The sequence below is a fragment of the Pseudomonas brassicacearum genome (genome assembly GCF_918698105.1).
GTDB lineage: Bacteria > Pseudomonadota > Gammaproteobacteria > Pseudomonadales > Pseudomonadaceae > Aquipseudomonas > Aquipseudomonas brassicacearum_F.
On sequence record NZ_CAKKMI010000032.1, the window covers coordinates 1 to 23059 of the forward strand.

The following is a 23059-nucleotide window of genomic DNA, read 5'->3' on the forward strand; positions in this document are numbered from 1 at the left end:
CGATGAGGGTGTGTCAGACACCTATTTTTATCTGACACACCGTCATCGCGAGCAAGCTCGCTCCCACAGGGGGGTTATGCGTCAGGCAGAAAAAACCGGGCGACCATAGGGTCGCCCGGTTTGGCTGGGGTTACAGGTGGGATTCGGCGTATTCAGCCAGGATCGAGCGCGGTACGCCCTGAAGGGTGATGTGGACCCCGTTGGGGAAGTCCTTGAAGCGTTCGGTCAGGTAGGTCAGCCCGGAGCTGGTCGCGGACAGGTAGGGAGTGTCGATCTGCGCCAGGTTACCCAGGCACACCACTTTGGAACCGGCACCGGCACGGGTGATGATGGTTTTCATCTGGTGCGGGGTCAGGTTCTGGCATTCGTCAATCAGGATCAGGCTCTGCTGGAAGCTGCGGCCCCGAATGTAGTTGAGGGATTTGAACTGCAACGGCACTTTGCTGAGGATGTAGTCGACGCTGCCATGGGTGCTTTCGTCATCCATGTGCAAGGCTTCGAGGTTGTCGGTAATCGCCCCCAGCCACGGCTCCATTTTCTCCGCTTCGGTGCCGGGCAGGAAACCGATCTCCTGGTCCAGGCCCTGCACGCTGCGGGTGGCGATGATGCGCCGGTAGCGTTTGCTGACCATGGTCTGCTCGATGGCGGCGGCCAGGGCCAGGATGGTCTTGCCGGAACCGGCGGCGCCGGACAGGTTGACCAGGTGGATATCCGGGTCGAGCAAGGCGAACAGCGCCAGGCTCTGGTAGATGTCACGGGGCTTGAGGCCCCAGGCTTCCTGGTGCAGCAGGGGTTCCTGGTGCAGGTCGAGGATCAGCAGCTTGTCGACCTGGATTTCCTTGATCCAGCCGACAAAACCTTGTTCGTCGATGATGAACTCGTTGATGTGCACCGCCGGCAGGTTGTCGATCAACTGTACCTGGTGCCAGGTGCGGCCGTGGTCCTGGCGGGTCTCGACCTTGCTCACACGGTCCCAGAAGGAGCCGGTCATGTTGTGGTAGCCATTGGGTAACAGCGAGACGTCGTCGACCAACTGGTCGGTGCTGTAGTCCTCCGCCGCGATCCCGCAGGCGCGGGCCTTGAGGCGCATGTTGATGTCTTTGGTCACCAGCACCACGGCCTGGTCCTGGGTGCGCGCGTGCAGATCGATCAACTGGTTGATGATGATGTTGTCGTTCAGGTGTTCAGGCAGCACCAGGTTGGGTTCGGTGCGCTTGCTCATCAGGATCGAAAGCAGGCCCTTGGGACCACTTTTGCCGCGCTGGATCGGCACGCCGAGTTCAACGTCCTCTGGAGAGGCATCGCCCAGGGTCTTGTCGATCAGGCGGATCGCCTGCCGGCATTCGGCCGCAACGCTGTGGTGTCCGCTCTTGAGTTTGTCCAGCTCCTCAAGCACGGTCATCGGGATGGCAACGTGGTGTTCTTCGAAGTTCAGCAAGGCGTTTGGATCGTGGATCAATACGTTGGTATCGAGTACATAGAGGATTGGCTGGTTGGAGGAAAGGCTGCGTCCGTGGTCATCCATACTCGGTCACCTATGTGGGGGCCATTCGACGCAATACCGTGACAGTGCTGCGCCTCGAGGTAGCCACCGAATTCACCCGCGACGATTCAGGTGAACTGCACACAATCTGGGTCTTGGAAGACGCCACCTGTGTTGCAGGTTTCGGCGGTCTGTCTTCTTGATACTCCAAAAACCATGACAGGAAAAAGCAGTTTGACGCTTTTTTGAAGTTTATTTTTCAGAGTGACGAATAACCCTTGGCGTACCGCCGTTGCGCCGTTAAAGTCGGAAGTCCGGTTGGCATGAATATGCGCCGCTTTTTCCTCTTTCCCCAATGTTTCCGGGCCTTTTCAGGTTTCAGCGAAACGCTTCCTGGCAGTCCGCCCAACCGATCCCGCTTTGCGCCGTTTGCGTCATCAACCAGGGCATCGCCGTTTTCACCCCATCCTGCTTGGCATTGAAATTGATCACCCCGTGGCGCCACAGCAGCATCAGGGTCAGCACACGCTGGGCGCTTTGCTCAGGCTTGAGCCGATTGTTGCTGTCCTGGGGATCGATGTCCCACAACGCCACTTGCAAGCCCTGCTGCTGGAAGAACGCTTGCGCATCGCCACGACGCTGGCCTTGGGGCGGACGGAACAGCGGCACGAAATTTTCGGGCAGCTTGCCCTTGACCAGCTCGACACTGCGCCGGACCGAGTCTTGCCAGTCCTGCCAATAACTGTGGGAGCGGAACTCCCAGCCCTGCACGCCTACGCATTGCCTGGAATACAACGCCTGGAGATTGTTGACCGAGCCCTCTTGCAGCCGCGCCTGGATGTCCTTGCCCAGCACGAAGAACGTGCCATTGATGTTCGCCTTGCGCAGGTATTCGGTCAGCCACACCGTGTTGTCCGGCACAACGTTGGCGGCGCTGTCGAAGGTCAACAGGAACAGGCGGTCGTTCATGTCTTCACCGTTGCGCTCGTAATCGCCGAAACGTTCGATTTCGCTGCTGGTTTGCGGAAAAAGCGCGGCCTTACGCAGCAGTTCGTCGCGGTATTGAGTATGAAAGATCTGACTCGGCGCGGCCCACTTGATGTAGTAGGAGGTGTCATCCAGATGAAACCTGCGCGCCTCTTCGCGCAGGGTCGCCATGTCCTCGACCAGGTAACAGAAGGAAGCGTCCTGATCGCAGCTGCGCTGGGCAAAGTTGTAGTTGGCCAGCAACCGCCGCCACAGCCGGGCGCGAAGCGCGTCGATCGCGACCATATTGATCGAACGCAGCCCCAGGTACTGCTTGAGCGCGATCTCGTCCATCGCATCGACATCCAGCAAGACCCGGGCGAACATCAGGATCTCGGCCCGCGAGGCCACGTCGAACAGCGTCGGGCTGGTAAGTTGTTCCGGCCAGGTGCTGCGGTCCAGGGTCGCGACATCGTTGGGCGCGGGCGCGGCAATGGCACCCAGGCTCAACAGCCAGGCCGATAACACAAGAGCGATACGCAAAGGGATGTCTCCATAACGAAACCCGCGCGGCATCATAGCCGATCCTAGCGCCTCCTCCTTTCGCAAACTTGGTGAATAAGCCCTTGTGGCGAGGGAGCTTGCTCCCGCTGGGCTGCGAAGCGGCCCCAGGATTTTTGCGGTCGCTGCGCAACCGAGCGGGAGCAAGCTCCCTCGCCACAAAAGCGCCTGACCAGTCAGGAGAGCATCACTATCCAAACTCGCCCATCCATCACCTATCACCCCAATAGCTGGAGTCCACCCGGACAACCCCCTAGAATCGCCGCACCCTCAAGGAGACGATTTCATGCTGATGGTGATTTCCCCCGCCAAGACCCTCGATTACGAAACACCGCCGGCCACCGAGCGTTTTACCCAGCCGCAGTACCTGGATCATTCCCAGGAATTGATCGAGCAACTGCGCGAACTCTCCCCGGCACAGATCAGCGAGCTGATGCATGTCTCCGACAAGATCGGTGGCCTCAACGCTGCGCGATTCGGCAGTTGGACGCCGGCATTCACTCCGGCCAATGCCAAGCAGGCGCTGCTGGCCTTCAAGGGCGACGTATACACGGGCCTCGATGCGCAAAGCTTTGGCGACGCCGACTTCGACTACGCCCAGCAGCACCTGCGCATGCTCTCTGGCCTCTATGGCCTGTTGCGGCCACTGGACCTGATGCAGCCCTATCGGCTGGAAATGGGCACGAAGCTGGCCAATGCCCGGGGCAAGGACCTTTATGCTTTCTGGGGCACGCGCATCAGCGAATGGCTGAACGAAGCCCTCGCCGACCAGGGCGACGACGTACTGCTGAACCTGGCTTCCAATGAATACTTCTCGGCGGTCAAGCGCAGCGCACTGAAAGCGCGCGTCATCGATACCGAATTCCGGGACCTGAAAAATGGCCAATACAAAATCATCAGTTTCTACGCCAAGAAAGCCCGGGGCCTGATGAGTCGTTTCGTGATTCAGGAACGGATCGACGACCCTGCGGCACTCAGCCAATTCGATGTACAGGGCTACCGCTTCAATGCCCAACAGTCGAGCCGGGACAAACTGGTTTTCCTGCGCGATCATGCTCCCGAATAAGGCATAACCTTATACCGCCCCCTGATCGGGGGCTTCGATCATCTTCCTATTTGTCATCTTAGTTCACCGCCCACTTCGCCAGTTTCATGGCGCCAATAAATCGGCCCACCCCTGTGCTAACTTTTCTTTCACTCGACACTCGTCAGTTTTTTGCGTAGTGGCACCGACTTTTTTCATCGGTAGTGGCACAAAACCATCTAAGCCTCCCAACTCCCCATTAATAAAGGGCGAAACGGTAAGTGCCATCATCATGAGGCCAGTGCCATCTTCGAGAATATTTCGAAAAATTTCGAAAATCGCGATGAGCGGATCGGAACTATGTGAAATTGCACGGCTCATACCACCCGTAACGATTCTTCACAGATCTGTAGGAGATAACTTACACAGGACGTCGAACGGAGTAACCAAGTTGTCACGACAACTTAGCGAAACGGTCGTCTAATTGGATCCACCTTTAAAGGATGGGAGATAACGCACCATTACTATCCCCTACAAGGCCAAGGCTGCGCCCCTATAACGTGCTCACCCGAGCACACAAGCTTTTGATTTTGTGGGCTTTTTGCCAGGGATCGGAAGTGAAGGACCTTTGCACGAGCGTTCCCGATAACGAGGACTGGCTGCATAACAGGGCAGGTCATAACAACTAGGCCGCTTTGCGCACAACTTGAGTGCAATTATTTAGACACTCGGAACTTAGTATGCCTGCACACGGCATTGTGGCGCCTGCATTCCACACTTCCGAGTGCACTATGACCGCTGAACACTATTAACTCCGGCCATTTAATGGCGTGAAAAACAGAGGGAAATGCGATGCGCATTAGCATATTTGGTTTGGGTTACGTCGGTGCAGTATGTGCCGGTTGCCTGTCTGCACGGGGCCATGATGTAGTTGGCGTAGATGTCGCCAAAGACAAAATCGACATGATCAACGCCGGCAAATCGCCCATCGTTGAACCGGGTCTTGGTGAGCTATTGGCGCAAGGCATTCAAACAGGCCGACTGCGCGGCACGACCAACTTCGCCGAAGCCATTCGCGATACTGACTTGTCGATGATTTGCGTCGGTACACCGAGCAAAAAGAACGGCGACCTGGAACTGAACTATATCGAAGCCGTGTGCCGCGAGATCGGTTTTGTCCTGCGTGACAAGACCACCCGCCACACCGTCGTAGTGCGCAGCACCGTATTGCCGGGCACCGTGGCAAACGTCGTCATCCCGATCCTGGAAGACTGCTCCGGCAAGAAAGCCGGCGTCGATTTCGGTGTCGCAGTCAACCCTGAGTTCTTGCGCGAAAGCACCGCGATCAAAGACTACGACCTGCCGCCGATGACCGTTATCGGTGAGTTCGACAAAGCCTCTGGCGACGTTCTGCAATCGCTGTACGAAGAGCTCGATGCGCCGATCATCCGCAAGGACATCGCCGTTGCCGAGATGATCAAGTACACCTGCAACGTGTGGCACGCCACCAAGGTGACCTTCGCCAACGAGATCGGCAACATCGCCAAGGCCGTCGGCGTCGATGGCCGTGAAGTGATGGACGTGGTCTGCCAGGACAAGACCCTGAACCTGTCCCAGTACTACATGCGCCCAGGCTTTGCCTTCGGTGGCTCCTGCCTGCCCAAGGACGTTCGCGCCCTGACCTACCGCGCCGGTTCCCTGGACGTGGAAGCGCCGCTGCTCAACTCGCTGATGCGCAGCAACGAATCCCAGGTGCAGAACGCCTTCGACATCGTTTCCAGCCACGACAAGCGCAAAGTCGCGCTGCTGGGCCTGAGCTTCAAGGCCGGTACCGACGACCTGCGTGAAAGCCCGCTGGTAGAGCTGGCGGAAATGCTGATCGGCAAGGGTTTCGACCTGAAGATCTACGACAGCAACGTCGAATACGCCCGCGTCCACGGTGCGAACAAGGATTACATCGAGTCGAAGATTCCTCACGTCTCATCCTTGCTCAACTCCGACTTCGACTCGGTGATCGACAGCTCCGACATCATCATCCTGGGCAACCGCGACGAGAAGTTCCGCGCGCTGACCGAAAACGTACCGGAAGGCAAGCAGGTCATCGACCTGGTCGGCTTCATGTCCAAGGCCACCAACCCGAGTGGCCGGACCGAAGGCATCTGCTGGTAAGTCTGTTTGCCGGCCGGGGCATGCCCTGGCCGGCCTTTCGCCTGCCTTAACCCATCGGGCCGCCCACAAGGCCCGCCCGAGATAGAGACGGATGCAGATTATGCACAGGCTAAAGCACGGCCTGCTTCAGGCCGCCGGTTGGCTGTTTTACTTGAGTTTATTGATGGGCATCGCCATGGCGCTGCCCACGTCCACGTTCGACTCCGAATCCAAGGACTTCATCTTCCTGATCGGCGCCGTGGGCATCTGGCGTTACTCCATGGGAGCAACGCATTTCGTGCGCGGCATGATCTTCCTGTACATCGTCTACCCGCACCTGCGCCGCAAGGTACGCAAGCTGGGCAAGGCGGCGGATCCGTCCCATGTGTACCTGATGGTCACCAGCTTCCGGATCGACGCGCTGACCACCGCCCAGGTCTACAGCTCGGTGATCCGCGAGGCCATCGACTGCGGGCTGCCCACCACCGTGGTCTGCTCCATCGTGGAAATGTCCGACGAACTGCTGGTCAAGAGCCTCTGGGCCCGCATGAACCCGCCAACGCGGGTCAAGCTGGACTTCGTGCGCATCCCTGGCACCGGCAAGCGTGACGGCCTGGCCTATGGTTTCCGCGCCATCTCCCGCCACCTGCCGGACGACCGCGCCGTGGTCGCCGTGATCGATGGCGACACCGTGCTCGCCGAAGGCGTCGTGCGCAAGACCGTGCCGTGGTTCCAGCTGTTCGGCAACGTCGGCGGCCTGACCACCAACGAGTTCTGCGAAGTGCGCGGCGGCTACATCATGAGCGAATGGCACAAGCTGCGTTTCGCCCAGCGTCACATCAACATGTGCTCCATGGCCTTGTCCAAGCGCGTGCTGACCATGACCGGCCGCATGTCGGTGTTCCGCGCCACGGTGGTCACCAACCCGGACTTCATCGCCGACGTGGAAAGCGACTCGCTGCAGCACTGGCGCCTGGGTCGCTTCAAGTTCCTGACCGGCGATGACAAGTCGAGCTGGTTCAGCCTGATGCGCCTGGGCTACGACACGTTCTACGTGCCCGATGCGGCGATCAACACCGTTGAACACCCGCCGGAGAAGAGCTTCATCAAGGCCAGCCGCAAGCTGATGTTCCGCTGGTACGGCAACAACTTGCGGCAGAACTCCCGGGCACTTGGCCTGGGCATGAAGCGTCTGGGCCTGTTCACTTCGGTGGTGCTTTTCGACCAGCGCGTGTCGATGTGGACCTCGCTGCTGGGCCTGACCGTGGCACTGATCGCCAGCTTCAAGTACGGCACCGCGTTCATCCTGGTGTACCTGCTGTGGATCGGCATCACGCGGTTGATCCTGACCCTGTTGCTGTCGTGCTCCGGACACCGGATCGGCCCTGCCTACCCGGCGATTCTCTATTACAACCAGATCGTCGGTGCCCTGGTGAAGATCTACGTGTTCTTCCGCCTCGATCAACAGTCCTGGACCCGCCAGCCCACCCACCTGACCCGTGATCTCGCCAGCTTTCAACGTTGGTTCAACACTTGGTCGTCTCGGACCATGACCTTCTCCGCCGGCAGCATTTTTGTCGCCGTGCTGCTGACGATGGTCTGACCGGACTTGAATGAATTAACTAGGAAATCGCCCCTATGAACACCGCCGTGAATGTCAACGTAGTGCATGAATCCGAAGCCCAGCGCCAACACGCCCGAGTGAAAATCCCGGCCAAGCTGCGTTTCTTCGGCCCTGACCGTACGCCAATGGAAGTCAAGGTCCTGGACCTGTCCGCCGGTGGCCTGTGCTTCAACGCCGGCCAGATGCCGCTCAAGGTTGGCGAGTCCTACAAGGGCCGCCTGCAGTTCGTCATCGACAACCTTGGCCTGGCCATGGACGTTGAATTGCAGATCCGCTCCTATGATCGCCAGACCGGCCGCACCGGTTGCCAGTTCCAGAACCTGGAGCCGCGGGACATCTCGACACTGCGTCACATCATCACCTCGCACCTGGCCGGCGACATCGTCGGTGTCGGCGACGTGCTGGCGACCCTGCAGCGCGATAACTTCACCAAGGCTCGCAAGCAGAAAGACGAAAACGGTGGCATGACTGCCTTCGGCCGCCTGCGTGCCGTGACCTTCAGCCTGGGGGTCTTCGTCGTTGGCCTGGCGGCGTTCGGTTTCGTCTTCAAGTCGGTGTACGGCATGTACTTCGTCAGCCATGCCCAAGCCGGCCTGGTGAACGTACCGGGCATGGCTATCACCATGCCGCGCGACGGCACCGTCCAGAGCCTGGTCAAGGCCGACGGCGCGGCCGCCAAGGGCGCCCCGCTGGCGACCTTCAGTACCAGCATGCTCGACGTGCTCAAAGGTCACCTGGACGACAACCAGTTGCAGCCGGCCAAGGTCGAGGAGCTGTTCGGCAAGCAAATGACCGGCACCCTGACGTCGCCGTGCGACTGCATCGTGTCCCAGCAACTGGTCGCCAACGGCCAGTACGCCAGCAAGGGTGACGTGATCTTCCAACTGGTCCCACGGGGCACCGAAGCCAACGTCGAAGCGCGTTTCTCCTATCGCCAGTTCGGCGATGTGCGCCCAGGTACGCCAGTCAACTTCCAGGTCGCCGGCGAAGACACCACCCGTACCGGCAAGATCGTCAGCAGCACCAGCCTGAAAAGTGCCGACCTGTCCTCCGATATCCGTGTGCTGATCCAACCTGACGAACCCCTGGACAGCTCGCTGGCCGGCCGTCCGGTAGAAGTCACCAGCGACCGTGGCCCGAACCTGAACTGGCTGATCGACAAAGCCATGGCCGTCGGTATTTAAGTCGAGGATATGCCCGTGACCATTATAAAAATCCTGAACACCCCACAGACCCTGTGGGAGCGAGCTTGCTCGCGAAAGGATCCACGCGGTCAGGATGCTATGCCGCAAACTCGTTCCCACATGGGAACACTGTGTGCCCTGGCACTGGCCGTCAGCCTGGCCGGTTGCGCCGGCCTGCCCGATCAACGCCTGGCCAACGAAGCCCTCAAGCGCGGCGACACGGCGCTGGCGCAGCAGAACTATCAGCAACTGGCAGACCTGGGCTACAGCGAAGCCCAGGTCGGCCTGGCTGACATCCAGGTGGACAGTCGCGACCCCGAGCAGATGAAAAAAGCCGAGGCGACTTACCGCGCCGCCGCCGATATCTCGCCACGGGCCCAGGCTCGCCTGGGTCGCCTGCTGGTGGCCAAGCCCGGTTCCACTGAAGCGGAAAAACACGAAGCCGAAGGCCTGTTGAAGAAAGCCTTCGCCAACGGAGAAGGCAATACCCTGATCCCGCTGGCGATGCTGTACCTGCAATATCCCCACAGCTTCCCGAACGTCAACGCCCAGCAGCAGATCAGCCAATGGCGCAGCGCCGGTTACCCGGAAGCGGGCCTGGCGCAGATCCTGCTCTACCGCACCCAGGGCACCTACGACCAGCACCTGGATGAAGTCGAGAAGGTCTGCAAGGCCGCACTGGCGACCACCGACATCTGCTACGTCGAACTGGCCACGGTCTATCAGAAACGCGGCCAGCCGGAACAGCAGGCCGAACTGCTCAAGCAGATGCAGGACGGTCACGCCCGTGGCGTCGTGTCCGCCCAGCGCGTGGACAGCGTCGCCCGTGTCCTGGGCGATGCCAGCCTGGGCAAGACCGATGAAAAGACTGCCCAGTCGTTGCTCGAAGGCATCGCCCCTGGCTACCCCGCTGCCTGGGTCAGCCTGGCGCAACTGCTCTACGACTTCCCGGAACTGGGTGACGTCGACAAGATGATGCAGTACCTGGAAAACGGCCGCGCCGCCGACCAGCCGCGCGCCGAGCTGTTGCTGGGCAAGCTTTACTACGAAGGCAAGTGGGTTCCGGCCGACGCCAAGGCTGCCGAGGCGCATTTCCAGAAAGCCGTGGGCCGCGAAGTGGCCGCCGATTACTACCTCGGCCAGATCTATCGCCGCGGTTACCTGGGCCAGGTGTACTCGCAAAAAGCCCTGGATCACCTGCTCAAGGCCGCCCGCAGCGGCCAGAACAGCGCCGATTTCGCCATTGCCCAGCTGTTCTCCCAAGGCAAGGGCACCAAGCCCAACCCGGTCAACGCCTACGTGTTCAGCCAGTTGGCCAAGGTGCAGAACACCCCGCAAGCCACCGAGCTTGCCCAAACCCTCGAAGCACAATTACCGCCGGAACAACTTGCACAAGCGCAACGCCTGCTACAACAAGAGCAGGCCATTCGCGGCGCAATGAGCCCCGATACGCTGGAACTGCAAGCCCTAAAAGAAGATGACGGCGAGGAACCTCTATGAAGCTTTTGAAGCTCAACCCTTTTGTGCAGGCTGGTATTGGCCTGTCGTTTGCCCTGCTGTGGTCCTGCCCGACCCTGGCGGCATTGACCGATAGCAAGAATTTTGGCCTGGAAGTGAAGATCACCGGGCAGTCCGAAGACGACCGTGACCTCGGTACCCAGAGCGGCGGCGACGTCAACGGCGTCGGCCTGGACCTGCGTCCGTGGGTCTACGGTGAAAGCGAAAGCGGCGCCTGGAGCGCCTACGCCATGGCCCAGGCCGTGACGTCCAGCGACATCATCGAGACCGACACCCTGCAGCAGTCCGATGGCAGCACCCAGCAAACCGACAGCGGCGATCGCGAAGCCAAGAAAAGCTACCTGGCCATGCGCGAGTTCTGGATCGGCTACCGTGGCCTGACCCCCTACCCGGGCGAGCAGTTGAAGTTCGGTCGCCAGCGCCTGCGCAATGACGACGGCCAATGGCGCGACACCAACATCGAAGCCCTGAACTGGACCTTCGACACCACCTTGCTGCGGGCCAACCTCGGCGTGGCCGAACGGTTCAGCGAATACCGCACCGACCTCAAGGAACTGTCCCCCAAGGACAAGGACCGCCTGCACGTCTATGGCGACGTGGGCTACCAGTGGATGCCAGGCCAGTGGGCCGGTATCCGTGCCCACCACTCCCATGACAACGGCAGCCTCGACTACCCGACCCCGGGCGAAGCCACCGACACCCTGGACAAGACCCAGAACGGCGACATCTCCTGGCTGGGCCTGGAAGCCAACAGCGACGCCTACAACTGGCGCAACACCAACACCGTCAACTACTGGGCCAGCCTCACCGGCATGAGCGGCGAGCGCGACACCGTCAACCCGCTCAACGCCGACGGCACGCGCCCAGCAGAAGCCAAGCACAGCGATGATGTGGACGGCTGGGCCACCGACCTGGGTATCCGCCTGCGTCTGGACCCGCAATGGCAAGTCGGTGCGGCCTATGCCCGCGCCAGCGATGAGTACCAACAGAACGGCCTGCAAAGCAACCGCTCGAACTTCACCGGCACCCGCTCGCGCGTACACCGTTTCGGCGAAGCGTTCCGTGGCGAAATGGCCAACACCCAGAGCGCCAGCCTGTTCGGTTCCTGGCAGTTGCGCGACGAATACGACGCCAGCCTTGTGTACCACAAGTTCTGGCGCGTGGACGGCAACAAGCCGGTGGGCAGCAACGGCATCAACGCCGTGGAAAACAACACCGACGACGTGACCGGCGCGATCCTGTCCACCTCGACCCTGCCGCTCAATGACGGCGACAAGGACCTGGGCCAGGAAGTCGACTTGGTTGTCACCAAGTACTTCAAGCAAGGCCTGCTGCCGGCCGCGCTGAGTCAATCCATTGATGAGCCGTCGGCGCTGGTGCGCTTTCGTGGCGGCGTGTTCAAGCCAGGCGACGCCTACGGCAAAGAGGTCGATTCGTACATGCATCGCGCCTTTGTCGACGTGATCTGGCGCTTCTGATGCGAATGGCCATGGGAGTGCCCGATATGAACCGCTACCTCAGGAACAGCCAGGCGATGAAAGGTTCGATCAGCCTGTTGGTCGCAGCGATGCTGCTGGCCGGCTCGCCGGCGTTCGCCAACGTTGAACCGGTGGTCAAACCGGGCAAAGTGGTCAAGGAACTGCAACGGGCCAAGACCTACACCGTCAGCAGCGCGCCGACCGCGCCACTGGAGCTGGCCACGCCGACCCTGCCCGACCTCAAGGGCTACACCGCCGAAGCGGCTGCGGCCAAGATCGTGCGGACCAAAATCGGCAAGGTCAGCGTGCGCCGGATGATGCAGGAAAACGCCTTGAAGGACTTCATCGGCGGCGACAACAAGATGGCCGAGTGGGTGGTGCGTCAGCACGGCATCCCACAGGCCGTCTTCCTCGACGACGGCTACATGAACCTCAAGGACCTGGCCAAGAAGGCGCCCAAGTACGTCATCGAAACTTCGCCAGGTGTCTACCTGGCGAAGATTCCGATCGTGGTCGGCCAGAAGGGCATCCTGGAAATCGACAAACAGACCCAGGAACTGCGCCTGTCCCAGGAGGGCGGCGCGTTCCTGGTCAACGATGGCCAGATGTTCATCAGCGACACCAAGGTCACCGGCTGGCGCGAAAAGGACAACGGCCCCGCCACGTTCCGTTCGCCCAAGGAGTTCCGTCCGTTCCTGCTGGCCTGGGGTGGCACCGAGACGTACATCGTGAACTCGAAAATGGCCAGCTTCGGCTACGCCAACAGTAAGTCGTACGGGGTGAGTATTTCCCAGTACACGCCGAACATGGCCAAGGTCCTCAAGCGCCCGGAACCGACCGGTTGGATCATCGGTTCCGAGTTCTCGGACATGTGGTACGGCTTCTACTGCTACGAGACCCGCGACTTTGTCATCAAGGGCAACACCTACAAAGACAACATCGTCTACGGCATCGACCCCCACGACCGTTCCCATCGGCTGATCATTGCCGACAACACTGTCTACGGGACCAAGAAGAAGCACGGGATCATTATTTCCCGTGAGGTCAACGACAGCTTCATTTTCAACAACCGCAGCTATGACAACAAACTCTCGGGCCTGGTGATCGACCGTAACAGCGTGAACAACCTGATTGCCTACAACGAGATCTACAAGAACCACACCGACGGCATCACGCTCTACGAGAGTGGTGACAACCTGCTGTGGGGCAACAAAGTGATCAGCAACCGCCGCCACGGCATCCGGATTCGTAACAGCGTGAACATCCGCCTCTACGAAAACGTGTCCATGGCCAACGGCCTGACCGGCCTCTACGGCCACATCAAAGACCTGTCCGACACCGACCGTGACATCAAGCTCGACCCGTTCGACGCCGAAGTCTCGCTGATCGTGGTCGGCGGCGAACTGGCTGCCAACGGCAGCGGCCCGCTGTCCATCGACTCGCCGTTGAGCGTCGAGCTGTACCGCGTGTCCATGCTCGCACCGACCAAATCCAGCGGCATCAGCTTCTCGGGAATCCTCGGCGAGCGCCAGGATGAAATTCTCGACCTGTTGGTGCGCCAGCAGAAAGCCGTGCTGATCGACCCTGTCGAACGCCAGACCGAATTGCGGGACTGAGGATGACCTTTATGAACCCACAGATGATCAAACTCCTGGGCCTGTCTGCCCTGACTGCCGGCATTCTCGCCGCTACCAGCGGCGCCCGCGCCGACGAAATCAAGGCTCCGACTTTCACTGCTGAGCCCTGCTGCAACCTGTGCCCCGCGGCCCACGATGCCAAGAACTACACCACCCGCTACCAGCAGAACTTCACCACGCTGGTGCAGGCCCAAGGCGACTGGCTGTTCCGAACCCAGGAAGACCTGCGGACCGAATTCAACACCACCCCGGCCGGCTACAAGCGCCTGCAGCAGTTGCACGATGCGTTCAAGGCAAAAGGCGTCGAGCTGGTGCTCGTCTACCAGCCGACCCGGGGCCTGGTGAACCGCAACAAGCTCAACCCACAGGAAAAGGCCGCTTTCGACTATGAGAAAGCCCTGACCAACTACAAATCCATGCTCGGCCGTTTCGCCCAGATGGGTTACGTGGTGCCGGACCTGTCGCCGTTGACCAACGAAAACCTGCCAGAAACCCTGCCGGCCCACGATTTCTATTTCCGTGGCGACCAGCACTGGACGCCATACGGCGCCCAGCGCACCGCCAAGATCGTCGCCGAGAAGGTCAAGCAGCTCCCGGCCTTCGCCGACATTCCCAAGCGTGAGTTCGAAACCAAGAAGTCCGGCCGCATGGGCAAGACCGGCACCCTGCACAACATGGCCGGGCAGCTGTGCGGCACCAGCTATGCGATCCAGTACATGGACCAGTTCACCACCGAGCCTAAGGGCGAGGCGGGTGACGGCGACCTGTTCAGCGATTCCGGCAACCCGCAGATCACCCTCGTGGGCACCAGTCACAGCGGCAAGAACTACAACTTTGCCGGCTTCCTGGAAGAAGCCATCGGCGCCGACATCCTAAACGTGGCCTTCCCCGGCGGCGGTTTCGAGGGCGCGATGATCCAGTACCTGGGCAGCGAAGAATTCCAGAAGAACCCGCCGAAAATCCTCATCTGGGAATTCTCGCCGCTGTATCGCCTGGACCAGGAAACCATCTACCGCCAGATGATGGCGCTGCTGGATAACAACGGTTGCGAAGGCAAGCCTGCATTGATGAGCAGCAAGACCGCGCTCAAGCCGGGCAAGAACGAATTGATGGTCAATAGCAAGAACATGGATCTGCGTAACGGCAGCCACCAGGTCGACATCCGCTTCGCCGACACCTCGGTGAAAACCTTGCAAGCCACCCTCTGGTACATGAATGGGCGCCACGAGGACATCAAGATCGAAAAACCGGACACCTCCGAAACCGACGGACGTTTCGCCTTCCAGCTGCGCACCGACGAGGACTGGGCTTCGCAAAATCTTCTGGCTATCGAAGTCCAGGGCCCCGAAGCCGGTAAAGAGCCGCAGCAGATCGAAGCGAAAGTCTGCAAACGCAACGCATCTCCGCAAGCCGAACAAACGGCTCAAATCGGACAATGAGGTCTCGTCTCATGACCAGTACCACGCGCACCCGAACGTTGAAAACGCTGCTGGCGCCCTCCCTGCTGACCCTGGCGATGTTCGCCGGGGCCACGCAGGCGGCGGCCCCGCTGCGCCCGCCACAGGGTTACTTCGCCCCGATCGAGAAGGTCAAGGCCGGCGAAGCGGCCCAAGGTTGCGACGCCACGCCGACGCCCTACACCGGCTCCCTGCAGTTTCGCAGCAAGTACGAGGGCTCCGACAAGGCCCGTGCGACCCTGAACGTGCAGTCGGAAAAAGCCTTCCGTGACAGCACCGCCGACATCACCAAGATCGAGCGTGGCGTCAGCAAGCAAGTGATGCAATTCATGCGTGACGGCCGTCCCGAGCAGCTCGAATGCACGCTGAACTGGCTGACCGCGTGGGCCCAGGCCGATGCGCTGATGTCCAAGGACTTCAACCACACCGGCAAGTCCATGCGCAAATGGGCGCTGGGCAGCATGGCTTCGGCCTATGTGCGCCTGAAGTTCTCCGAGTCTCGCCCACTGGCCAATCACCCGGAGCAGGCGCAACTGATCGAAGGCTGGTTCAGCCGGATGGCCGATCAAGTGGTCAGCGACTGGGACAACCTGCCGCTGGACAAGACCAACAACCACTCCTACTGGGCCGCCTGGTCGGTGATGGCCACCTCCGTGGCAACCAACCGCCGCGACCTGTTCGATTGGGCCGTCAAGGAATACAAGGTCGGCGTCAACCAGGTCGATGCCGACGGTTTCCTGCCCAACGAACTCAAGCGCAAGCAACGCGCCCTGTCCTACCACAACTATGCGTTGCCGCCCCTGGCGATGATCGCCAGTTTTGCCCAGGTCAACGGTGTGGACCTGCGCCAGGAAAACAACGGTGCCCTCAAGCGCTTGGGTGACCGGGTGTTGGCCGGGGTTGAAGACCCGGACATCTTCGAAGAAAAGAACGGCGACAAGCAGGACATGAAGGACCTGAAGATCGATTCGAAATTCGCCTGGCTCGAACCGTTCTGCAGCCTCTACACCTGTTCCGAAGATGTGCTGGAACGCAAGCATGAGATGCAACCGTTCAAGACTTTCCGCCTCGGCGGGGACTTGACCCGGGTGTACGACCCTTCGCGTGAGAAAGGCGAAAAAGGGAGCTGACACCACAGACATCCCTTGCCTGGCAGGGGACCTGTGGGAGGGAGCTTGCTCCGGGCGGCGTTTCGACGATTGCGGTCTGACATTCACCATGGATGTCGACTGACACTCCGTCATCGCGAGCAAGCTCGCTCCCACAGGGAATGTGGTCTGTTTCGAATGCATTAGCCCCCCGGTTTTCATGGGGGGGTTTGGGGGGGCTCTGGCCCTTGACTGTTGATTCAACATGGAGAGATCGGGATGGTATTTTCATCCAATGTGTTCCTGTTTCTGTTCTTGCCGATCTTTCTCGGCTTGTACTACTTGAGCGGGCAACGCTATCGCAACCTGCTGCTGCTGATCGCCAGCTACGTGTTCTATGCCTGGTGGCGGGTGGATTTCCTGGCGCTGTTCGCCGGCGTCACCCTGTGGAACTACTGGATCGGCCTGAAAGTCGGCGCCGCCGGTGTGCGCACCAAACCGGCCCAGCGTTGGCTGTTGCTCGGCGTGGGCGTGGACTTGGCCATCCTGGGCTATTTCAAGTACGCCAACTTCGGCGTGGACAGCCTCAACGCCATCATCACCGGCTTCGGTCTCAACCCGTTCATCCTGACCCACGTGCTGTTGCCGATCGGGATCTCGTTCTACATCTTCGAGTCCATCAGCTACATCATCGACGTCTATCGCGGTGACACCCCGGCGACCCGCAACCTGATCGACTTCGCGGCGTTCGTGGCCATTTTCCCGCACCTGATCGCCGGCCCCGTGTTGCGTTTCCGCGACCTGGCCGACCAGTTCAACAACCGCACCCACACGCTGGACAAGTTCTCCGAAGGCTGCACGCGCTTCATGCAGGGCTTCATCAAGAAAGTGTTCATCGCCGACACCCTGGCAGTGGTGGCCGACCATTGCTTCGCCTTGCAGAACCCGACCACGGGCGATGCCTGGCTCGGCGCGCTGGCGTATACCGCGCAGCTGTACTTCGACTTCTCCGGCTACAGCGACATGGCCATCGGCCTGGGCCTGATGATGGGTTTCCGTTTCATGGAAAACTTCAAGCAGCCCTACATCAGCCAGTCGATCACCGAGTTCTGGCGTCGCTGGCACATCAGCCTGTCCACCTGGTTGCGCGACTACCTCTACATCACCCTGGGCGGTAACCGCAAAGGCACGCTGATGACCTATCGCAACCTGTTCCTGACCATGCTGCTCGGTGGTCTGTGGCACGGCGCGAACTTCACCTACATCATCTGGGGTGCCTGGCACGGCATGTGGCTGGCCATCGAAAAAGCCGTGGGCATCAACACCACGCCACGCAGCATCAACCCGATCCGCTGGGCGCTGACCTTCCTGCTGGTGGTGATGGGTTGGGTGATCTTCCGTGCCGAGAACCTGCACGTGGCCGGTCGCATGTACGGCGCCATGTTCAGCTTCGGCGACTGGTCGCTGTCGGAACTGACCCGCGCCAACCTCACCGGCCTGCAGATCGCCACGCTGGCGGTGGCCTACATCACCCTCGCCTTCTTCGGCCTGCGGGACTTCTACACCAACCGTCCGCCGGTCAAGACCAAGCCTGAGGTCAATACCGAGGCCAACGGCCCGGCCACCGCGCAACCGGGGATGATCAAGGCCGTACCGGGTGACAACCCAGCGACGATTCATGAACCGGGCTACACCGTGGGTGTCGAAGCCCAGGTGCAACCGGCCTACTGGACCGTGGACTGGTCACGCTACGTGATGCGCACCCTGGTGCTGCTGCTGTTCATCGCCTCGATTCTCAAACTCTCGGCGCAAAGCTTCTCGCCGTTCCTTTACTTCCAGTTCTGAGGGATCTGAACATGACCCGCTCATTACGCATCTTTTACATCGCGCTGTTCATGCTGATCCTGACAGCATTGGGCATGTGGTCGATGCGCAGTTTCTTCGGCTTCAGCACCAACCCCGACGCCACCGTGCTCAACGGGCGCTGGGCCAAGGCCGTGGAAACGCACTACGACGACGAGTTCCCGATCAAGCGCCTGGGCACCAACATCTGGGCTGCGCTGGACTACAAGCTGTTCAACGAAGGCCGCAAAGGCGTGGTCCTGGGCCGCGACCAGTGGCTGTACAGCGACGAAGAGTTCAACCCGATCGTCAACGAAGAGCTGAACCTGCAAGGCAACTACGCGCTGGTCGAAGGCGTGCGCCAGAAGCTCAAGGAACAAGGCATCACCTTGGTCATGGCGATCGTGCCGGCCAAGGCGCGGCTGTACCCCGAGCACCTGGGTGACGTGAAGCCGTCGAGCATTCACGCCAACCTCTACCAGGATTTCCATGCGCGCGTCGCGGCCGACAAGATCCTCGCGCCTGACCTGCTCGGCCCGCTGCAACAGGCCAAGCAAAGCGGCCAGCAAGTGTTCCTGCGCACCGACACCCACTGGACGCCGGAAGGCGCCCAGGTCGCTGCCGAGAACTTGGCCAAGGCCATTGCCGAACGCGCACCGCTCAACGGTGAGCCGCAACGCTTCGTCACGGAACCTGCGGAAAAAATCACCCACAAGGGCGACCTGCGCCAGTTCCTGCCCCTGGACCCGCTGTTCGAAAACCTGATGCCGGCCCAGGAGCCGCTGGTCAAGCGCAACACCCGCGAGGCCGACGACCAGCCGGCTGGCGACGACGCGCTGTTCGCCGACGCCCAAGTGCCCGTGGCCCTGATCGGCACCAGCTACAGCGCCAACCCCAACTGGAACTTCGTCGGTGCACTCAAGCAAGCCCTGCACAGCGACGTCGTCAACTACGCCGAAGACGGCCATGGCCCGATTCTGCCGATGCTCAGCTACCTCAAGAGCGATGCCTTCAAGAACAGCCCGCCACAGGTGCTGATCTGGGAGTTCCCTGAACGTTATCTGCCCGTGAACAACGAAATTGGCGACGCCGACCCACAGTGGGTCGCAGAGCTCAAGCAAGCCGGCGCGCGCCAACAGAATGTCGCCGCCAACACTCAATCCGAGACGCCCGACCGGGCGCAAAACTGAAAGAGAGGTCCACCATGACTTTCAACACTACTCCTCGCCGTCTCGCTGCTCGCTCCTTCAAGGCCGTTGCCCTCGTCGCCAGCATGAGCGCCCTCTCACTGTCGGCCTTTGCCGGTGACTCGGCCCTGTATGGCCCGGTCGCGCCAAAAGGCTCGAGCTTCGTGCGGGTCTATAACGCCGCCAACGCCGAAGTCAGCGCCACCGTCGGCAGCACCAACATCAGCGACGTAGCCCCGTTGGCCAGCAGCGACTTCAGCTTCATGCCCGGTGGCGACTACAGCGCCAAGGTCGGCAGCCAGACCGTGCCGGTGAAGCTGGCCTCCGATCACTATTACACCCTGGTCAACAACGCCAGCGGCCAACCCCAGTTGATCGAAGAGCCGCCGTTCAAGAACAAGCAGAAGTCCCTGGTCCGCGTACAGAACCTCACCGACAAGGCACTGACCCTCAAGACCGCCGACGGCAAGACCGAAGTGGTGCCGAACGTGGCCGCCAAGGGCCGTGGCGAACGTGAAATCAACCCGGTGAAAGTGTCCCTGGCACTGTTCGAAGGCGACAAGAAAGTCGGCGACCTCAAGCCAGTGGCCCTGGAGCGCGGCGAAGCAGCCGTGCTGTACGTCACCGGTTCAGGCAGCAACCTGTCGCCAGTGTGGGTGAAACGCCCGGTGTCGACCCGCTGATGAGTTTTCCTGACTGACGCTTTACCTGTGGGAGCGAGCTTGCTCGCGATTGCGATCTGACATTCAAGAGGGATGTCGACTGATACACCGCCATCGCGAGCAAGCTCGCTCCCACACTGGACACAGGTGTCAGTCGGGTACGGAACAAGAACAAGAGAGTGAAACGACAGAACGCAGTAGCTCTAACAACCATTTCGCTTCAAGGAGTAACAAACATGATTCCGGTGATCTTGTCAGGTGGTAGTGGCTCACGTCTTTGGCCGCTTTCGCGCAAGCAATTCCCTAAACAGTTCCTGGCCCTGACCGGTGAACACACCCTGTTCCAGCAGACCCTCGAGCGCCTGGTGTTCGAAGGCATGGACACGCCGATCGTGGTCTGCAACAAAGACCACCGTTTCATCGTCAACGAGCAGTTGACCAATCGTAATCTCGAAGCCCAGCGCATCCTGATGGAACCGTTCGGGCGCAACACCGCACCGGCCGTGGCGCTGACCGCGATGATGCTGGTCAACGAAGGCCGCGACGAACTGATGCTGGTGCTGCCGGCCGACCACGTGCTGGAAGACCAGAAAGCCCTGCAACGCGCCCTGGCCCTGGCCACCGTGGCCGCCGAGCGTGGCGAAATGGTGCTGTTCGGCGTACCGGCGACCAAGCCGGAAACCGGCTACGGCTATATCAAATCGACCAACGATGCGCTGCTGCCTGAAGGCGTGAGCCGCGTTTCGCACTTCGTCGAAAAACCCGACGTCAAGCGTGCCACCGAGTTCGTCGAGGCAGGCGGTTACTTCTGGAACAGCGGCATGTTCCTGTTCCGCGCCAGCCGCTTCCTCGAAGAGCTGAAAAAGCACGATCCGGACATCTACGACACTTGCCTGCTGACCCTGGAGCGCAGCGAGCAGACGGCCGACACCATTACTTTCGACGAAGCCACCTTCGCCTGCTGCCCGGACAACTCCATCGACTACGCCGTGATGGAAAAAACCCAGCGCGCCTGCGTGGTGCCATTGTCGGCGGGTTGGAGCGACGTCGGCTGCTGGTCGTCGCTGTGGGAAGTCAACGCCAAGGATGCCAACGGCAACGTCACCAAAGGCGACGTGGTGGTCCAGGACAGCCGCAACTGCATGATCCACGGCAACGGCAAACTGGTGTCGGTGATCGGCCTGGACAACATCGTGGTGGTCGAAACCAAGGACGCCATGATGATCGCCCACAAGGACAAGGTCCAAGGCGTCAAGCAGATGGTCAACACCCTCAACGCACAGGGCCGCACCGAGACCCAGAACCACTGCGAGGTCTATCGTCCTTGGGGCTCCTATGACTCGGTGGACATGGGCGGTCGTTTCCAGGTCAAGCACATCTCGGTCAAGCCGGGCGCGTGCCTGTCGCTGCAGATGCACCACCACCGCGCCGAACACTGGATCGTGGTCAGCGGCACCGCCGAGGTGACCTGCGACGAGAACGTGTTCCTGCTCTGCGAAAACCAGTCGACCTACATCCCGATCGCGTCGGTCCACCGTCTGCGCAACCCGGGCAAGATCCCGCTGGAAATCATCGAAGTGCAGTCCGGCAGCTACCTGGGCGAAGACGACATCGAGCGCTTCGAAGACATCTACGGTCGCTCCACCCCGATCGAACGCGGCGTGTCGGTGAAAACCATCGCCCAATAACGATCAACATCGATCAGTCGCACAAGAAGCCCCCATCCAGCCCACTGCGTCCCCTATCCGCAGTGGGTTGGGTGGGGGCTTTTTTTTGAAGCGAGTGATGGCCTGGCATCATTGCTTCAACATTGCCCGCCGCCTTCGGTAGGATGTGCCTACGCTAACGGAGGCTTTAACCATGCTTATCGGCGTCTTGCTGGTCGTCACCTGGCTCATCCTGCTGTTGCGCTACCCGGCCAAGGCCTTGCCGGTTTCCCTGGCGGCGTTCATCGGGCTGGGGCTGGTCGCCGCGTGGGTGCTCTGGCAGGAAAACCGCGAGACCCGGCAACTGGAGCGCCTGGAACTGCGCATCAGCTATGCCCCCGGACAATGCCCCGCCGACCGGCCTCTGTCGCTGACCATCAAAAACACCAATGACGTGCCGCTGATCGAACTGCAGTGGCGGGTCGCGGCTTATGCGCCTGGCGACACCATCAACCTCGCCGACAGCCCCTACGACGCACCGCGCTACCGTGGCCCCGGCGAATTGCAGGCCGGCGCCGACTGGCAAGACTGCCTGCCGCTGCCGCCCCTGCGTCCGGGTTATCGCCCGCAGACCCTGGAGTTTCGCGCCGAGCGCTTGCACGGTAGCTTTTCCAACTGATTGCTCTCCCCCACTTTTGCACAAGGAATGCGCCATGCCTGTTGCGCTGATTACCGGATGTTCCAGCGGCATTGGCCGCGCCCTCGCCGACGCCTTCAAGACTGCGGGTTATCAGGTCTGGGCCACGGCGCGCAAGGTTGAAGACGTAGCGACACTCAGCACCGCCGGGTTCACCGCCGTGCAACTGGACGTCAACGACGGCCAGGCCCTGGAGCAACTGAACGAGCGGATCAACCAGCAACATGGCGGCCTGGATGTGCTGGTCAACAATGCCGGCTATGGCGCCATGGGCCCGTTGTTGGACGGCGGCGTGCAGGCGATGCAGCGCCAGTTCGAAACCAACGTGTTCGCCCTCGTCGGGGTCACCCGGGCGCTGTTCCCGGTGTTGCGCCGGGCCAAAGGGCTGGTGGTGAACATCGGCAGCGTTTCCGGGGTGCTGGTCACGCCGTTCGCCGGCGCCTATTGCGCGTCGAAGGCGGCGGTGCATGCCTTGAGCGATGCCTTGCGCATGGAACTGGCGCCGTTCGGCATCCGCGTGATGGAGGTCCAGCCCGGCGCCATTGCTTCCAGCTTCGCCAAGAATGCCAGCCATGAAGCCGAACAACTGATCAGCGAACAATCGCCCTGGTGGCCGCTGCGCGACGGCATCCGCGCCCGGGCCCGGGCCTCCCAGGACAACCCGACGCCAGCCCACGAATTCGCCGCCGGCCTGCTCGAGGCCGCACGACAACCCAAGCCCCCCCGCCTGCTGCGCCTGGGCAATGGCAGCCGGGTATTGCCGCTGATCGCGACTTGGCTACCTGCCGGTTTGCTGCAGAAGGGCTTGATGAAGCGGTTTGGATTGAAGCAGTCGCTGTAACGCGATAGCAGCCCGC

Annotated in this window: 19 protein-coding genes; 15 read left to right on the forward strand and 4 right to left on the reverse strand. The window is 60.8% G+C overall.

Translation table 11 applies throughout. The features are described 5' to 3' along the window. Positions 1-130: 130 nt before the first annotated feature. The 3 genes from LQ215_RS14640 to LQ215_RS14650 form a co-directional block, all read right to left on the reverse strand. Positions 131-1525 carry a PhoH family protein gene (locus tag LQ215_RS14640; RefSeq protein WP_230150865.1) on the reverse strand — a complete coding sequence of 465 codons (1395 nt, stop codon included), beginning with the start codon at positions 1523-1525 and terminating at the stop codon, positions 131-133. 86 nt (positions 1526-1611) lie between these two features. Beyond that, the gene (locus LQ215_RS14645; RefSeq protein WP_230150868.1) at positions 1612-1839 is read right to left on the reverse strand and encodes a hypothetical protein; all 228 of its coding nucleotides are present in this window, start codon (positions 1837-1839) and stop codon (positions 1612-1614) included. Positions 1840-1861: 22 nt separating this feature from the next. Continuing rightward, a complete protein-coding gene (locus tag LQ215_RS14650) occupies positions 1862-2992 on the reverse strand; it encodes a polysaccharide deacetylase family protein (protein WP_230150871.1) in 1131 nt (376 codons plus the stop codon). A 304-nt stretch (positions 2993-3296) separates the two neighbouring features. On the opposite strand from LQ215_RS14650, the gene yaaA reads away from it, so the two are divergent. Continuing rightward, positions 3297-4076 carry a peroxide stress protein YaaA gene (yaaA, locus tag LQ215_RS14655; protein ID WP_230150874.1) on the forward strand — a complete coding sequence of 260 codons (780 nt, stop codon included), beginning with the start codon at positions 3297-3299 and terminating at the stop codon, positions 4074-4076. Between the two features lie 84 nt (positions 4077-4160). Here yaaA and LQ215_RS14660 read toward each other — a convergent pair whose 3' ends face one another. Beyond that, the gene (locus tag LQ215_RS14660; RefSeq protein WP_230150877.1) at positions 4161-4415 is read right to left on the reverse strand and encodes a hypothetical protein; all 255 of its coding nucleotides are present in this window, start codon (positions 4413-4415) and stop codon (positions 4161-4163) included. 471 nt (positions 4416-4886) lie between these two features. Between LQ215_RS14660 and LQ215_RS14665 the strand changes: the two genes are divergently transcribed. The 14 genes from LQ215_RS14665 (at position 4887) to LQ215_RS14730 (ending at position 23043) form a co-directional block, all read left to right on the forward strand. Further along, the gene (locus LQ215_RS14665) at positions 4887-6203 is read left to right on the forward strand and encodes a nucleotide sugar dehydrogenase (RefSeq protein ID WP_230150879.1); all 1317 of its coding nucleotides are present in this window, start codon (positions 4887-4889) and stop codon (positions 6201-6203) included. 100 nt (positions 6204-6303) lie between these two features. Beyond that, a complete protein-coding gene (gene alg8, locus LQ215_RS14670) occupies positions 6304-7785 on the forward strand; it encodes a mannuronan synthase (protein WP_436839577.1) in 1482 nt (493 codons plus the stop codon). Between the two features lie 35 nt (positions 7786-7820). After that, positions 7821-8990 (forward strand): alginate biosynthesis protein Alg44, encoded by a 1170-nt coding sequence (locus LQ215_RS14675; RefSeq protein ID WP_230150881.1) that lies wholly within the window; start codon positions 7821-7823, stop codon positions 8988-8990. A 9-nt stretch (positions 8991-8999) separates the two neighbouring features. Further along, a complete protein-coding gene (gene algK / locus LQ215_RS14680) occupies positions 9000-10490 on the forward strand; it encodes an alginate biosynthesis TPR repeat lipoprotein AlgK (RefSeq protein ID WP_436839578.1) in 1491 nt (496 codons plus the stop codon). 5 nt (positions 10491-10495) lie between these two features. Continuing rightward, a complete protein-coding gene (locus LQ215_RS14685; protein ID WP_230150938.1) occupies positions 10496-11986 on the forward strand; it encodes an alginate export family protein in 1491 nt (496 codons plus the stop codon). Positions 11987-12012: 26 nt separating this feature from the next. Beyond that, positions 12013-13602, forward strand: a complete 1590-nt coding sequence (gene algG, locus LQ215_RS14690) for a mannuronan 5-epimerase AlgG (RefSeq protein ID WP_230150885.1) — start codon at positions 12013-12015, stop codon at positions 13600-13602. Between the two features lie 11 nt (positions 13603-13613). Continuing rightward, positions 13614-15062, forward strand: coding sequence for an alginate O-acetyltransferase (locus LQ215_RS14695; RefSeq protein WP_230150887.1), 1449 nt, complete (start codon positions 13614-13616; stop codon positions 15060-15062). 11 nt (positions 15063-15073) lie between these two features. Continuing rightward, the gene (locus tag LQ215_RS14700) at positions 15074-16210 is read left to right on the forward strand and encodes a mannuronate-specific alginate lyase (RefSeq protein WP_290369118.1); all 1137 of its coding nucleotides are present in this window, start codon (positions 15074-15076) and stop codon (positions 16208-16210) included. Between the two features lie 237 nt (positions 16211-16447). After that, positions 16448-18013 carry an MBOAT family O-acyltransferase gene (locus tag LQ215_RS14705; protein ID WP_230150888.1) on the forward strand — a complete coding sequence of 522 codons (1566 nt, stop codon included), beginning with the start codon at positions 16448-16450 and terminating at the stop codon, positions 18011-18013. A gap of 11 nt (positions 18014-18024) precedes the next feature. Beyond that, a complete protein-coding gene (locus tag LQ215_RS14710) occupies positions 18025-19200 on the forward strand; it encodes an alginate O-acetyltransferase (RefSeq protein WP_230150889.1) in 1176 nt (391 codons plus the stop codon). Between the two features lie 14 nt (positions 19201-19214). Further along, positions 19215-19880, forward strand: a complete 666-nt coding sequence (locus LQ215_RS14715) for an alginate O-acetyltransferase AlgF (RefSeq protein WP_230150890.1) — start codon at positions 19215-19217, stop codon at positions 19878-19880. A gap of 215 nt (positions 19881-20095) precedes the next feature. Then, positions 20096-21547 (forward strand): mannose-1-phosphate guanylyltransferase/mannose-6-phosphate isomerase, encoded by a 1452-nt coding sequence (locus LQ215_RS14720; protein WP_230150891.1) that lies wholly within the window; start codon positions 20096-20098, stop codon positions 21545-21547. A gap of 172 nt (positions 21548-21719) precedes the next feature. After that, positions 21720-22184, forward strand: coding sequence for a multidrug transporter (locus LQ215_RS14725; protein ID WP_230150893.1), 465 nt, complete (start codon positions 21720-21722; stop codon positions 22182-22184). 34 nt (positions 22185-22218) lie between these two features. Continuing rightward, on the forward strand, positions 22219-23043 hold the full coding sequence (locus LQ215_RS14730) for an SDR family oxidoreductase (protein WP_230150895.1): 825 nt from the start codon (positions 22219-22221) through the stop codon (positions 23041-23043). The last annotated feature ends 16 nt before the right edge of the window (positions 23044-23059 follow it).